Annotated in this window: 11 protein-coding genes and 3 tRNA genes; 8 read left to right on the forward strand and 6 right to left on the reverse strand. The window is 73.3% G+C overall.

The features are described from left to right. Positions 1-9: 9 nt before the first annotated feature. Complete coding sequence (gene hutH / locus ABZU32_RS18835) at positions 10-1,557, reverse strand: histidine ammonia-lyase (RefSeq protein WP_354923767.1); 1,548 nt, start codon at positions 1,555-1,557, stop codon at positions 10-12. Between the two features lie 16 nt (positions 1,558-1,573). Continuing rightward, on the reverse strand, positions 1,574-2,296 hold the full coding sequence (locus ABZU32_RS18840) for a winged helix-turn-helix domain-containing protein (protein WP_354847649.1): 723 nt from the start codon (positions 2,294-2,296) through the stop codon (positions 1,574-1,576). Between the two features lie 42 nt (positions 2,297-2,338). On the opposite strand from ABZU32_RS18840, the gene ABZU32_RS18845 reads away from it, so the two are divergent. The 6 genes from ABZU32_RS18845 to ABZU32_RS18870 all read left to right on the forward strand — a co-directional run bounded on the left by ABZU32_RS18845 (position 2,339) and on the right by ABZU32_RS18870 (position 5,159). After that, entirely contained in the window at positions 2,339-2,914 is a 576-nt protein-coding gene (locus ABZU32_RS18845) for a hypothetical protein (protein WP_354923769.1), read from the forward strand. 67 nt (positions 2,915-2,981) lie between these two features. Beyond that, positions 2,982-3,054, forward strand: a tRNA-Gly gene (locus tag ABZU32_RS18850). A 32-nt stretch (positions 3,055-3,086) separates the two neighbouring features. Continuing rightward, positions 3,087-3,157: transfer RNA gene (locus tag ABZU32_RS18855), tRNA-Cys, on the forward strand. Between the two features lie 22 nt (positions 3,158-3,179). Continuing rightward, positions 3,180-3,254 (forward strand) — tRNA-Val (locus ABZU32_RS18860). A gap of 55 nt (positions 3,255-3,309) precedes the next feature. Further along, positions 3,310-4,287 carry a threo-3-hydroxy-L-aspartate ammonia-lyase gene (locus ABZU32_RS18865; protein WP_354923771.1) on the forward strand — a complete coding sequence of 326 codons (978 nt, stop codon included), beginning with the start codon at positions 3,310-3,312 and terminating at the stop codon, positions 4,285-4,287. Between the two features lie 176 nt (positions 4,288-4,463). After that, positions 4,464-5,159, forward strand: coding sequence for a neutral zinc metallopeptidase (locus ABZU32_RS18870; RefSeq protein ID WP_354923773.1), 696 nt, complete (start codon positions 4,464-4,466; stop codon positions 5,157-5,159). Positions 5,160-5,317: 158 nt separating this feature from the next. On the opposite strand, the gene ABZU32_RS18875 is transcribed toward ABZU32_RS18870, so the two are convergent. The 4 genes from ABZU32_RS18875 to ABZU32_RS18890 all read right to left on the reverse strand — a co-directional run bounded on the left by ABZU32_RS18875 (position 5,318) and on the right by ABZU32_RS18890 (position 11,313). Further along, a complete protein-coding gene (locus tag ABZU32_RS18875; protein WP_354923775.1) occupies positions 5,318-7,198 on the reverse strand; it encodes a PQQ-binding-like beta-propeller repeat protein in 1,881 nt (626 codons plus the stop codon). Further along, positions 7,192-8,013: a hypothetical protein gene (locus ABZU32_RS18880; protein ID WP_354923776.1), complete on the reverse strand. Its 822-nt coding sequence runs from the start codon at positions 8,011-8,013 to the stop codon at positions 7,192-7,194. The genes ABZU32_RS18875 and ABZU32_RS18880 overlap by 7 nt, the downstream gene beginning before the upstream one ends. Positions 8,014-8,200: 187 nt before the next feature. After that, a complete protein-coding gene (locus tag ABZU32_RS18885) occupies positions 8,201-9,658 on the reverse strand; it encodes an ATP-binding protein (RefSeq protein ID WP_354923777.1) in 1,458 nt (485 codons plus the stop codon). Continuing rightward, positions 9,655-11,313, reverse strand: a complete 1,659-nt coding sequence (locus tag ABZU32_RS18890; protein ID WP_354847631.1) for an FAD-dependent oxidoreductase — start codon at positions 11,311-11,313, stop codon at positions 9,655-9,657. The genes ABZU32_RS18885 and ABZU32_RS18890 overlap by 4 nt, the downstream gene beginning before the upstream one ends. Positions 11,314-11,482: 169 nt before the next feature. Between ABZU32_RS18890 and ABZU32_RS18895 the strand changes: the two genes are divergently transcribed. Beyond that, positions 11,483-12,043 carry a hypothetical protein gene (locus tag ABZU32_RS18895; protein WP_354923779.1) on the forward strand — a complete coding sequence of 187 codons (561 nt, stop codon included), beginning with the start codon at positions 11,483-11,485 and terminating at the stop codon, positions 12,041-12,043. A 147-nt stretch (positions 12,044-12,190) separates the two neighbouring features. Continuing rightward, positions 12,191-13,036: an SAM-dependent methyltransferase gene (locus tag ABZU32_RS18900; RefSeq protein ID WP_354923780.1), complete on the forward strand. Its 846-nt coding sequence runs from the start codon at positions 12,191-12,193 to the stop codon at positions 13,034-13,036. Positions 13,037-13,044: the final 8 nt, after the last annotated feature.

A 13,044-nucleotide genomic window follows, 5' to 3' on the forward strand; every position in this document is an offset into this window, starting at 1 on the left:
CCCGGGGCGTCAGGCGAGCGGGCCGGTGACCGACTCGGCAGCCGCGACGACGCCGCCGCCGGCCACCAGGCGGGTCACCGACTCGATCTCCGGGGCGAGGAACCGGTCGGGCCCGGGGCCGGCCACCTCCTGGCGCAGGGCGGCGACCACGGCGCCGGTGGCGGGAGCGGGCTCGAGCGGCCGGCGCAGATCGATGGCGCGGGCGGCGGTGAGCACCTCGACGGCGAGCACCCGGGTGAGCCCGTCGACGGCGCGGCGCAGCTTGCGGGCCGCCGACCAGCCCATGGAGACGTGGTCCTCCTGCATCGCCGAGCTGGGGATGGAGTCGACGCTGGCGGGCACGGCCAGTCGCTTGAGCTCCGAGACGATCGCCGCCTGCGTGTACTGGGCGATCATGTGCCCGGAGTCGACGCCCGGGTCGTCGGCCAGGAAGGCGGGCAGGCCGTGGCTGCGGGCGACGTCCAGCATGCGGTCGGTGCGCCGCTCTGCCATCGAGGCGACGTCGGCGACGGCGATCGCCAGGAAGTCCAGGACGTAGCCGACCGGGGCGCCGTGGAAGTTGCCGTTGGACTCCACCCTGCCGTCGGCGAGCACCACGGGGTTGTCGACGGCCGAGGCCAGTTCGCGGCCGGCGACGGTGGCGGCGTGGTCGAGGGTGTCGCGGGCGGCGCCGGCGACCTGCGGGGCGCAGCGCAGCGAGTAGGCGTCCTGGACGCGGGTGCAGGAGTCGTCGCGATGGGAGGCCATGATCCCGGAGTCGCGCAGCAGGGCGCGCAGGTTGGCGGCCGAGGCGGCCTGGCCGGGGTGGGGGCGCAGCGCCTGCAGTTCGGGGGCGAAGACCCGGTCGGTGCCGAGCAGGGCCTCCACGCTCATGGCCGCGCTCACATCGGCGGTCTTGAGCAGCCGGGTGAGGTCGTGCAGGGCGAGCACGAGCATGCCGAGCATGCCGTCGGTGCCGTTGACCAGGGCGAGGCCCTCCTTGGCTGCCAGCTCGACCGGCTCGAGGCCGGCCCGCTTCAGCGCCTCGGCGGCGGTGGTGTGCTCGCCGTCGCGATCGCGTACGGGCCCCTCCCCCATCAGGGCGAGGGCGACGTGGGAGAGCGGGGCAAGGTCACCCGAGCAGCCGAGGCTGCCGTACTCGTGGACCACGGGGGTGATTCCGGCGCCCAGCATCCCGGCCAGGGTCAGGGCGGTGGCCGGCCGCACCCCGGTGTGCCCGGTGGCCAGGGTGTGCAGGCGCAGCAGCATCATGGCCCGGACGACCTCGGTCTCGACCTCGGGCCCCGACCCCGCGGCGTGCGAGCGGATCAGGGACCGCTGCAGCTGGGCGCGCAGCGCGGGGTCGATGTGCCGGGTGGCCAGGGCGCCGAACCCGGTCGAGACACCATAGGCGGGGACGGGGCTCTCGGCGAGCTCCTCGACGCGCGCCCGGGAGGCGGCGATGGCCGCGACCGCCTCGTCGGTGAGGCGGACGGCGGCGCCGCCGCGGGCGACCTCGATGACGTCGGCGAAGCTCAGCGGCTCGGGACCGATCTCCACGACCTCGTTGTCGCGCATGGTGTCACTCTCTCGCTTAGGTAACTGGCGTATTGGATGTTAGCCCCTTACAGGAGAACATCGCGGCCAGCCCCTCGCCACCCAGGTCGGTCAGCTCCAGCAGGCGCGGCGCGGGCCCCGGGCGGTACCACCCGCGCTCCAGCAGCGACCGGGTGATCGCCGCGCCGAGCGCGCCCGCCAGGTGGGGACGGCGCTCGGTCCAGTCCATGCAGGCGGGCGCGAAGCGGCGGCGGACGGCTCGCACGGCGTCGACGTCGACGCCCAGCTCCGCCAGGGCCCGCCCGCCGTGCGCGGTGAGCTCGTAGGAGTCGCGGCCGGCCAGGTGCCCGGCCGCCAGCATGGCCTCCAGCAGCTTCACCCCGGCCCGTCCGGCCAGGTGGTCGTAGCAGGTGCGCGCCTCGCGCAGCATGCGGGCCTGCCGCGACTGGCGCAGCGACCGCACCTGCGGGCGGGGGCTCACCCGGGCCAGCACCTCCAGCACCTCGGCCACCTCGGGGCCGGACAGCCGGTAGTAGCGGTGGCGGCCCTGGCTGACCACGGTGACCAGCCCGCCCGCCAGCAGCCGGGCGAGGTGCGCGCTGGCCGTGGCCGCGCTCACCCCGGCCAGCCGGGCCAGCTCGCCGGCGGCCAGCGCCCGGCCGTCCAGCAGGGCGGTCAGCACGGCGGCCCGGGTGGGGTCGGCGATCAGCGAGGCGACCGCCGCGATGTCGGCGTCGTACGCCACGTACTCGGCAACCATGTTTCGACCGTAGCCCAACCATGCTTCCACCAGCATCGAAGCATGACCGCACCGCAGGCGCCCGCCGCCAGCATCACGACCCCCTCCCCCACCATGGACGTCGCCATCTCCCCTCCCGTCGGCGACGTCCCTCCCAGCACCGGCGACGTCATCCCCGCCCCTGTGGCGGAGGCGGACGGCAACCCGGGGGCGCTCGTCGTGGCGGCCGTCGAGCGCTGCCTGGCCCTGGCCGCGACCTGGCATGCCTGGGACGGCCGTCCCATCGTGACCGACGGGGAGAACGTCTGGACTCCGGCCAAGGCGGCCAGGCGGATCCAGGACCACCTGGTCGACCACCTCGCCGAGGTGGAGGCGCTGCTCGCCGGGACACCGTCCCAGCCCGATGGCTGGCACGGGCGCGCGGTGACACTGGAGGCGGACTGGGCGCGCCTCACCGAGCTGGACCTGGCCGAGGCCCGTTCGCGGTGGACGCGACTCGGGGCCTGCTACCTGCACCGTTACGCGACCGCCGGCCCGGCGGAGTGGGATCTTCCCCGGGACCCGAACTGGACGCTGCGCCGGATCGCCGAGCACGTGGCCGGAATCACCTGGTACGCGGAGCAGGTCGGCGCGCTCTGAGTTTGGGGAGTCGGCCGGGATTCGCTAGAGTTCTCTGCGTGAGGCCGGGTGTTCACCGGCCGATCACGCGGACGTGGCTCAGCTGGTAGAGCATCACCTTGCCAAGGTGAGGGTCGCGGGTTCGAATCCCGTCGTCCGCTCGGAGAGGCCTTGCCGCGACGAGGCCTCGCCCGGTGGAGTGGCCGAGAGGCGAGGCAGCGGCCTGCAAAGCCGCGTACACGGGTTCAAATCCCGTCTCCACCTCCGCGCGACGATCGACGCACGAGGGCGATTAGCTCAGTGGGAGAGCGCTACCTTGACACGGTAGAGGCCACTGGTTCAATCCCAGTATCGCCCACCACGCTCCACGGCGTCCCAGGCCCGGCCTGGGACGCCGTTTTTCTGGAGGATCGAGTATGACCACCCCCCTTCCGGTCACGTTGGACGACATCCGTGACGCGGCGGCCAGGCTGAAGGGGGTCGCGCACCGCACCCCCGTCCTGCGCTCGCGCACCCTGGACGCCCTGGCCGGGGCCGAGGTCTTCCTCAAGTGCGAGAACTTCCAGCGCGTCGGCGCGTTCAAGTTCCGCGGCGCGTACAACGCCGTCTCGCGGCTGTCGCCGGCGCAGCGGGCCAGGGGCATCGCCGCGTACTCCTCGGGCAACCACGCCCAGGCCGTCGCCCTGGCCGCCCGGGAGCTGGGCGGCACGGCGGTGATCCTCATGCCGGAGGACACGCCCAGGTCCAAGATGGACGCCGCCGCCGGGTACGGGGCGGAGATCGTCACCTACGACCGCTACACCGGCGACCGGGTGGCGATCGGCGAGGCGCTCGCGGCCGATCGCGGACTGGCGCTGATCCCGCCGTACGAGCACCCGCACGTGATCGCCGGTCAGGGCACGGCCGCGCTCGAACTCATGGAGGAGGTCGGCGAGCTGGACGCGCTGGTGGTCCCGGTCGGCGGCGGCGGGCTGATCGCCGGCAGCGCCACGGCGGCCAAGGGGCTGCACCGCCGCCTCCGCGTGGTGGGCGTGGAGCCCGAGGCGGGCGACGACACCAGGCGGTCGCTGGGCGCCGGCGAGCGGGTGTCCATCCCCGTCCCGCGCACCATCGCCGACGGCCTGGCCGCCGACGTCCCCGGCGAGCTGACCTTCTCGGTCAACAGGCGGCTGGTCGACGAGATCGCGCTGGTCACCGACGACGACATCCGCGCGGCGATGCGGCTGGCCTTCGAACGGATGAAGATCGTCATGGAGCCGAGCGGCGCCTGCGGGCTGGCCGCCCTGCTGGCCGGGCGGCTCGAACACGTCCCGAGGCGCGTCGGCGTGATCGTCTCCGGCGGGAACATCGACGCGGGCCGCTTCGCCGAACTCATCGCGGGCGTTCCGGCCTGACCACCTGAAGGCCCCATTGCGGGCGCCGCGGCCTTTTAATTTCCCTGGCGGCGCCGATCTCATTTCCTGACGGCGCCCGGCCCGGGGATTTGACATAACTGTAAGCGTTCCCCCGGACGCGGAACGCATTTACCCTCCTCGTGGGGCCCGGAATCCAAGGGGAGGGGATCGCGGTAATGCATCGACGAATGCCGGGGCGGGCGGCGCTCGCCGTTCTGCTCGTCGCCACGATGCTCGCCGGCGGCGGCACGGCGTACGCGTCCACGGCGGGGAGGTCGCAGTCGGGGGCGGCCGTGGCGCAGGCCCGCGGAATGGACGGCATGAAGTCCGATATCGCCACGGCGCTGTACGTCGTGGACCGTTTCTGGGCGAGCCACTGGTCGCGGTACTTCGCCGGTCGTTATTATCGGCCGAACATTTTCGGCGGATACTCGCGGGGCGGCAGACCCGCGCCGTTCTGCGGTGGCAGGCGCCTGACCTACGACAATGCCCACTACTGCCCGAACGGCCACTACATCGCCTGGGACACCGACCTCATGAAGCAGGGATACCGCTCCGGGGACGCCTGGGTGTACGACGTCATCGCCCACGAATGGGGGCACGCCGTGCAGGCACACCCGGGCTTTCCGCAGAGGTCGCCGGCCGCCGAGTTGCAGGCCGACTGCCTGGCGGGCGCGGCGCTGTACGGGGCCGCCGCGGACGGCACACTGCGCTTCGAGGAGGGCGACGTGCGAGAGATCGCCGCCGCCCTGCGGGCCATGGCCGACAAGACGCGGTGGACCAGGCCCGGCGACCACGGCAGCGCCTCACAGCGCATCGCCGCCTTCGACCGCGGCGCCGCCTACGGGGTGCCCGGCTGCATGGGCATGTAGACGACGAGACGAACGGACATGACCGCGCCGGGAAGACCAAGGTCCCCCGGGGGATGCTCCGCGTCCGGCACGTCAGCGGCCGCCGGCACGATCGTCCGCGGGTCGTCTCGGCCACGGCGCCGTGGCCGGGCGGCCCGCCGGCGCGACGGGCCGTCCGCTCACGGGCGCAGGCGTGCCCGCATGTTCGCCAGGACGATGGGGGCGATCTTCTTCATCCCGGGCACGTCACCGTGGACGGTCAGCCGGGCGATGACCGGGCCCCACCGAATGAGCGCGGTGTCCGGGGTCAGTTGGATGGACGGCCCGGCAACCTGGTAGAGGCCCGGCGCGAGCCGCTTCACCGGCCACTGGTCCGCGCGCTGCCCGGCCAGCGCGTCGTCGAACAGCGTCATCGCCTCCCGCACGGACGCGGCCACCCACTGGACGCTCAGCGACACCGGGGGCCGCCGGTCGGTGGGCGCGACCAGGTCGCAGACCACCGGGTGGGGGAAGACGACCTCGCCCAGGCGGCGTTCGCGCGGGTAGGCCCGGTATCCCCGGCCCAGCGCCGTGAGGTCGCCCGGTGAGACCAGCGAGCACGCGTCCGGCCAGGACGACGGGGAGACCCCGCCCAGTTCGGCCGGTCCCGGCGCGGACGCGGGGACCTCCCCCCGGCCGGGGTGTGACGGCGCGGACGCGGAGACTCCCGCTCGGCCAGGAGGTGACGGCGCGGACGCGGGGACCTCCGCCGGGCCTGGGAGTGATGGGGCCGGGTCGGGGCGGTAGGCGGTGACCCGGGGGCCGGTGGGAGTCTCGTGGCGGACGAACAGGACGTCGCCGGACAGGCCGATCAGCTCCGTGCCGTTGTCGCCGGCGGGCACGGGCAGGCTGCGGGTGGTCCCGTCGCGTGGATCGACCACCGTGACGAAGTACGGCAGGGGCCAGCCGCCGGGGACACGGGGCCAGTTCGTCTGGCCGGCGAACAGACCCTCTCCGGCCAGCATGACGTCACGGTAGCCGAGGTTGAAGGCGGGAGTGTCTCGTCTGGTCCACAGGACCTTCCCGCTCGCGCGGCCGATGCCTCGCAGCACGGCCACCGCCCGCTCCCCGCGGCCCTCGGTGGAGCCCACGGCGACCACGTCCCCGTACGCGCCGAACGTGCTGGTCGTCTCGGCGTGCAACTCGCCCGACCAGCGCCCGTCGGGCGCGGCGAAGAAGGAGGAGCCGTTCGCGGCCACGAACATCGTCCCGTCGGCGGCCGTGACCAGCGAGCTTCCCTCCGAGCCGCCGCCCCGGGGGACCTCGCGCCGCCAGAGGGTCAGTCCGGTGGCCGGGTCCAGGGCGGTCACCTCGGCGGGCTTCCCGTCGCAGCCGCGCATGATCGCCACGACGGCGCCGGAGTCGATCTGGGCCGAGCACCCGGGCTCCAGCGGACGCCGCCACAGGCTCCGGCCGGTCGAGGAGGCGAACCCCGTGAGGTCACGGCGGTCGGTGGACAGCACGACCACCGCGCCCGGCGTGATCATCGTCGTGGCGCCGGACACACTGGCGTGGGGAGCGCCCGCCGGCGAGGCGGGGATCGCGGTCCGCCACCGTGGTGCGCCGGTGCGCGGGTCGTATCCGGCGATGAAGCGGTCGCCCCGCCGGCCGGCGGCCTGGTGGCCGAGGATCAGCAGGCCCGCCGAGAAGCCGACGTCGGTGATCACGTACCCGGGGAGTGCGGGGACGGCGCCCCTGACCGCCCCGGTCCGCGGGTCGTGCAGTTCCACGCCGCTTCCCCCTGCGCCGGGCAGGACCGCGGTGTCGCCGGTGAAGGCGTACGGTCCGGTCTGGTACACCTCGGGATGCACGTCGGCGGGGGCCGACCACACGGCGGCGAGCCGGGCGGGCAGCGCCGTCCCCGCCTTCCCGCCGGGACGGAGCGGGCCGGCGGGCCCGGCGCCGCCCGTGGTCAGGGCCAGCAGCGCCGAGACGGCGAACCCGGTGAGCACGGCGCGCACCGTCCGGCGTTCTTTCGCACGAGCGGCGGGGTGGCGGGCGGGGGCCGCGCGGGTCAACATCCCTTGGAGCGGGGGAAGATTTCGCATTTCGCCGCGCGACCGGCGAGGTGCCAGGTGGACGTGCCGCCGGTGTAGATCCGCCGGTAGGCGCGGTGGTCGGCGGCCGCGCCGGTGACGCGGAACATCCCGCCGTCCGGCCGCCGGATGACCTGCTGGTAGGTGCGGCCGTCGGCGACGACGGTGGCCAGCAGGTCGAACTCGTAGGCGGCGTCCCGTGCGGTGAAGCTCAGGCGGAGCGTCTCCTGCTCGCCGCGTTTCAGCTCGATCTGCTTGCCGGTGAAGTAGAGGGTCCCGGCCTTGCCGGGGACGCGCGGCCGCCGGTCGGCGGCGTCGAGGTCGGAGACGACGTGGATGACCTCCGGCTCGCCGCCGCTGTCCGGCCGGAGGTAGGAGCCGGTGAGCACGGGGAGGGTCCGCGCGACGCGGGGCCTGATGTCGACCACGCGCACCAGCCCCCGGCCGCCCTCGGCGACCAGGACGACGTCCAGCCGCCCGACCGGCCCGCCACCGTACTCGTGGACCAGGGCGGGCAGCTTCTCGGGTTCGGTGAGCAGCGTGGCGCGGTCCTCGGGATCCTCGACCGGCCGTTCGAGCGCGATGTCGCCTTGCTGGTCCTCCTCGACGTAGGGCAGGCGCAGCGGGTCCGATGCGGTGACGCGGTCGACCAGGTCGTGGCCGCCTCCGGGGAGCCAGGCGATGAGCAGCGCTCCGGCGACGGCGCCGAGCACGCCGGCGCTCCAGGTCAGCGGGCTGCGGACGAGCCGGCTCAGCCGGCTCGGAGACGGTTCGGTCGCGGAGGTCGCGGGGGTGGACACCGTCGATGGGTCGGAGCGGTTCACAGCGTGTGGCCCGGCCTTCTTCTCGAGTGGTGCTCGCAGTATCGTGCGTCGCCGGACCGCTCGCCACGACGAAAGCGATGACAGAATGTCAGGAACCGGTCACCATGGTGACCGGTTCCTGGAGGTGTCCTCGCGTTGGCGCGGCTCAGACAGGGGTGATGGCTCAGGCGGGGGTGATGGGGAGCAGCACGCGAAAGCGCGTGTCGCCGGGGTGGGACTCCACCTTGATGTCCCCGTGGTGCTTGTTGACGATGATGCGGTAGGAGATGTCCAAGCCGAGACCGGTGCCCTCGCCGACCGGCTTGGTGGTGAAGAACGGCTCGAAGATGCGCGGCCGGATCTCGGCGGGGATGCCCGGCCCGCTGTCGCCGATCTCGACGAAGACCCGCTCCGTGTCGTGCCCGGTTCGCACCGTGAGGGTGCCGCCCTCCTCCCTCATCGCCGAGAACGCGTTGTCGATGAGGTTGGTCCACACCTGGTTGAGCTCGGCGGCGTAGGCGGGGATGAGCGGGACGGTGCGGTCGTACTCCTTGACGACGCGGACGCCTTCGGGGATCTTCGCCTGCATCATGGTCAGCGTCGCGCCGAGCAGGTCGTGCACGTCGACCGTCTGGTAGGGGGCCCGGTCGAGCTGGGAGTACTGCTTGGCGGCGGCGACCAGCGTGGACATGCGGGTCACCGCCTCGGCGATCTCGCACATCAGCTGCTCGGTCTCGACCGTGTAGGTCAGCCACCGGACGGCGGCCTCGAGGTTCTCCCCGCCGACGGCGCCGCTGATGCGCTCGAGCCACTCCGCGTCGATGCCGCCGGCCACCAGCGTCGAGGCCAGCTCCCAGCCTCCGGCGATGTCGTGGTCGTCGAGCCAGTCGCTCAGCTCGTCCTCGGCGTCGGCGGTGGCCATCGCCGACAGCGGCGCCGCGCCCGCGGCGCGCTTGACGGCCTCCTCCTGCAGCTCGACGAGCTCGTGCAGGCGGCTGCCGTCCAGCCGGCCGTCGGCGATCATGGCGAGCTTGTGGCGCATGTGGGCGACCCGCTCGCGCAGCACCGCGGTGGCCCGCACCGCCGCGGCGGCCGGGTTGTTCAGCTCGTGGGTCAGCCCGGCCGACAGCGAGCCCAGCGCCAGCAGCCGCTCGCGCTCGCCGACGATGGTCTGGCTGGCGCGCAGGCCGAGGAACATGCCCTCCAGCAGGTGCGTCGCCATCGGGAACCACTCGCGCAGCGCGGTGGCCAGCACGTCGGCGGGCAGCGAGAACATCTCGACGTCGCTGATGGCGAGCATGCTGTGGGGGTACACCTGCCCCTCGCGCTCGGCCAGGTAGGCCTGGGTGGCGCCCGCGTAGACGCCCCGCTGCTCGGTGCGGTTGAGCTCGACCTCGTCGCCCTGGACGCGGCGCGACAGCGCGATCGTGCCGCTGAGCAGGACGTAGAAGCAGGTCGCCGGGCTGCCCTCCTCGTAGACCCGGGCGGCGGCCGGGTAGCGCTCCACCCGGCCGTGCTCGGCGAACCGGGCGAGCTGGGCCTCGTCCAGCGATTCGAACAGGAACAGGGTGCGTAGTTCGCCGGGGGTCAGGCGCTCGTCGCCCCTGACGCCGCATCCGGTCTCCGTGGCCGGTTCGCTCATTGGGTCTCCAGGTAGCGGTGGATCAGTGACACCGCCATGGCGCCCTCGCCCACGGCGGAGGCGACGCGCTTGACCGAGTCGGCGCGCACGTCTCCCGCGGCGAAGACGCCCGGCATGCTGGTCTCCAGGTGGTAGGGGTCGCGGGGCAGCGTCCAGCCGGGCGGCCTGTGGCCGTCGGCGAGCAGGTCGGTACCGGTGACCACGAAGCCCCGCTCGTCACGGACGACCGACTTGTCCAGCCAGTCGGTGCGCGGCTCGGCGCCGATGAAGACGAACAGCCACGAGGTGTCGAACGTCCGGTCCTGCCCCGAGCGCGGGTCGCAGACGATCAGCCGCTCCAGGTGCTCGCGGCCCTCGCCGCCGATCACCTGGCAGTGCGGGTGCACCTCGATGTTGTCGATCTCGGCGATCTGGTCGATCAGGTACTGCGACATCGACCGCCGCAGGTCGCCGGACCTGATCAGCATGTGCACGCGCTTGGCGTACCGGGAGAAGTGCACGGCGGCCTGGCCGGCGGAGTTGGCGCCGCCGACGATGTAGATCTCCTGGCCGGAGCAGCTCGGGGCCTCGGTGGCGGCCGAGCCGTAGAAGACGCCCCGGCCGGTCAGCTCGGCCAGGCCGGGCGCGTCCAGCAGGCGGTAGGACACCCCGGTGGCCAGGACGACCGTGTGGGCGGCGATGAGGCTGCCGTCGCCGAAGCGCAGCAGCTTGGTCGTGCCGCCGGCCTCCAGGCCGACGACCTCGCGGGTGGTCAGGATCTCGGCGCCGAAGCGCTGCGCCTGCCGCCTGGCGCGGTCGGTGAGCTGGGCGCCCGACACCCCGTCGGGGAAGCCCAGGTAGTTCTCGATGCGGCTGCTCTGCCCCGCCTGCCCGCCGGTGGCGCGCTGCTCCAGCAGAAGGGTGCGCAGCCCCTCGGAGGCGCCGTACACCGCCGCGCCGAGCCCGGCGGGGCCGGCGCCGACGACGACCAGGTCGTAGAAGTCCTCGGTGGGCGTGGTGGTGAGCCCGACGTGGGCCGCCAGGTCGGCCTCGCTGGGCTTGACCAGCGAGGTGCCGTCCGGGGTGACCACCAGCGGCACGTCGTCGCCGGTCAGCCCGGCCGCCGACAGCAGCCGGCAGCCCTCGGGCTCGTCGGACTGCAGCCAGCGGTAGGGCACCAGGTTGCGGGCGAGGAAGTCGCGGACCGCGAAGGACGGCGCCGACCACCGGTGCCCGACGACGCGGGTCTCGGTGATCGTCTCGTCCGGCGCGGCGAGCCAGGCGTCCAGGAGCGCGTCCACCACCGGGTAGAGCTTCTCCTCCGGTGGGTTCCACGGCTTGAGCAGGTAGTGGTCCAGGTCGACGATGTTGATCGCGTCGATCGCCGCGTCGGTGTCGGCGTAGGCGGTGAGCAGGACACGCCGGGCGCGCGGGAAGATGTCCATCGCGGCCTCGAGGAACTGGATGCCGTTCATCTGCGGCATCCGGTAGTCCGCGAGCATGACGGCGACCTGTTCGCCGCGCAGCTTGATCTCGCGGAGCGCCTCCAGGGCCGCCTGGCCGGAGTCGGCGCGCACGACGCGGTAGCGGTCGCCGTAGCGGCGGCGGACGTCTCGGGCCACCGACCGGGAGACGCCCGGATCGTCATCGACGGTCAGAATCGCCGGGTTTGACATGAATCAATAAAAGCATGTCCCCGGAGGCGGTGCCTCCACCCGGGGTTCGCGCCGCGCGCCGCGTGAAACGCACCCCCACCAGGGGCCACGCCCGCCTCCTGGCACGCCGTCACGCCGAACCCGGCCGTCCGGGACCACGCGCCGGAACGGCTCGGTAGAGTCACGGGAGATGACCACGCATACGATCACCGCACAGTGGGACGAGATCCCCGAGAACGCCGACGATCGCGCCCTGGTCGAGGGGCGCGCCTTCCGCACGTTCCGATGCTCGTGCGGCACTCCCCTGCCCAACCGGGCGGCCGCCGAACTGCACGCCTCGGAGACCGGCCAGTGCACGGTGTGCCTGGGCTCGGCCGACGAGGAGATCGTGCCCGGTTTCGTGCGGCGCTGCGCCGCCTGCGCCGCCACCGGCCGCCGCAACGTCCAGCTCGTGTGGGAGGTCGCGCACGGCGAGGCCGAGCAGGTGATCACGCTGGACCTGGTCCGCGGGCTGGTCGACGGCTTCCCCGGCCCGTTCCGGCTCTCGGAGGTGGCGGACGCCACGCGTCTCACGCTCGGCCTGCCCCTCGGCCGCCTGCCCGTCGGCCCGCGCGTGCGCGACCTGCTGCGCGAGATGGAGGCGGCGGGCGAGCTGGTCATGCTGTCCGCGCCGGACGAGATGCTGCGCGGGCCGTCCGTGGTGCTGTACCGGGACCCGCAGTGGCAGCGCGTCTCCCCCGCCTCACCCTGACCGGCTCTTCGCGGTCCGCTCCCGGCCTGGTTTCGGCCCGGTATCGGCGATATGAACAGTGTCCGAATTCTCACTTGGCCGGCAATACGGACGCTACGCTGGCGAGGTGAAGATCGGTCCACGCCAGGTGGAGCAGGTGCGTTCCCCATGAGCGACGAAGCGTCCTCCCCTGACGAGGCGTCCTCCCCCGACAAGGCGCCGGTGCCGCACGCCAAGATCGACCCCACGGTGGCGCACTCCGCGCGCGTCTGGAACTACTGGCTGGGCGGCAAGGACAACTTCGCCGCCGACCGCCTGATGGGCGAGCAGATCCTCGCGGTGATGCCCGCCCTGGTGGACTCCGCGCGCGCCGACCGCGCCTTCCTCGGCAGGGCCGTGCGCCACCTGGTCGGCGAGGCCGGCATCCGCCAGTTCCTCGACATCGGCACCGGGCTGCCGACGGCCGACAACACCCACGAGGTCGCCCAGGCGATCGACCCCCGCTGCCGCGTCGTGTACGTCGACAACGACCCGATCGTGCTGACCCACGCCCGGGCGCTGCTCGTGGGCGCCCCTGAGGGGGCCACCGACTACCTCGAGGCCGACCTCAACGAGCCGGAGACGATCCTGGAGCGGGCCGCCGCCACCCTCGACCTCGCCCGTCCGGTCGCGCTGATGCTGCTGGGCAGCCTCAACTTCATCGTCGACACCGGGCAGGCCAGGTCGGTCGTGGACCGGCTGATGGCCGGCCTGGCGTCCGGCAGCCACCTGGTCATCGCCCATCCGACGGCGCGGGTGCACGGCGAGGCGATGATCGAGGCGGTGCGGCGCTGGAACGAGGGCGGCTCTGCGCCGATGACCCTGCGCGACCCGGAGGAGCTGGCCGGGTTCCTCGAAGGGCTGGAGGTGCTTTCGCCCGGCGTGGTCTCCTGCTCCCGGTGGCGCCCCGAGCCCGACGACTTCGACGCCCAGCAGGAGGTCTCCCAGTTCTGCGCCGTGGCCCGCAAGCCCTGACCGGCCAT

The organism is Sphaerisporangium sp. NPDC005288 (assembly GCF_040607475.1).
In the GTDB taxonomy this organism is placed as follows: Bacteria; Actinomycetota; Actinomycetes; order Streptosporangiales; family Streptosporangiaceae; genus Sphaerisporangium; species Sphaerisporangium rhizosphaerae.

What these genes read in the sequence shown, in the direction of transcription:
- ABZU32_RS18900 (WP_354923780.1), top strand. Translation starts at nt 12,191, where the DNA reads ATGAGCGACGAAGCGTCCTCCCCTGACGAGGCGTCCTCCCCCGACAAG.
- ABZU32_RS18845 (WP_354923769.1), top strand. Translation starts at nt 2,339, where the DNA reads ATGACCGCACCGCAGGCGCCCGCCGCCAGCATCACGACCCCCTCCCCC.
- ABZU32_RS18875 (WP_354923775.1), bottom strand. Translation starts at nt 7,198, where the DNA reads ATGTTGACCCGCGCGGCCCCCGCCCGCCACCCCGCCGCTCGTGCGAAA.
- ABZU32_RS18870 (WP_354923773.1), top strand. Translation starts at nt 4,464, where the DNA reads ATGCATCGACGAATGCCGGGGCGGGCGGCGCTCGCCGTTCTGCTCGTC.
- ABZU32_RS18865 (WP_354923771.1), top strand. Translation starts at nt 3,310, where the DNA reads ATGACCACCCCCCTTCCGGTCACGTTGGACGACATCCGTGACGCGGCG.
- hutH (WP_354923767.1), bottom strand. Translation starts at nt 1,557, where the DNA reads ATGCGCGACAACGAGGTCGTGGAGATCGGTCCCGAGCCGCTGAGCTTC.
- ABZU32_RS18890 (WP_354847631.1), bottom strand. Translation starts at nt 11,313, where the DNA reads ATGTCAAACCCGGCGATTCTGACCGTCGATGACGATCCGGGCGTCTCC.
- ABZU32_RS18885 (WP_354923777.1), bottom strand. Translation starts at nt 9,658, where the DNA reads ATGAGCGAACCGGCCACGGAGACCGGATGCGGCGTCAGGGGCGACGAG.
- ABZU32_RS18895 (WP_354923779.1), top strand. Translation starts at nt 11,483, where the DNA reads ATGACCACGCATACGATCACCGCACAGTGGGACGAGATCCCCGAGAAC.
- ABZU32_RS18840 (WP_354847649.1), bottom strand. Translation starts at nt 2,296, where the DNA reads ATGGTTGCCGAGTACGTGGCGTACGACGCCGACATCGCGGCGGTCGCC.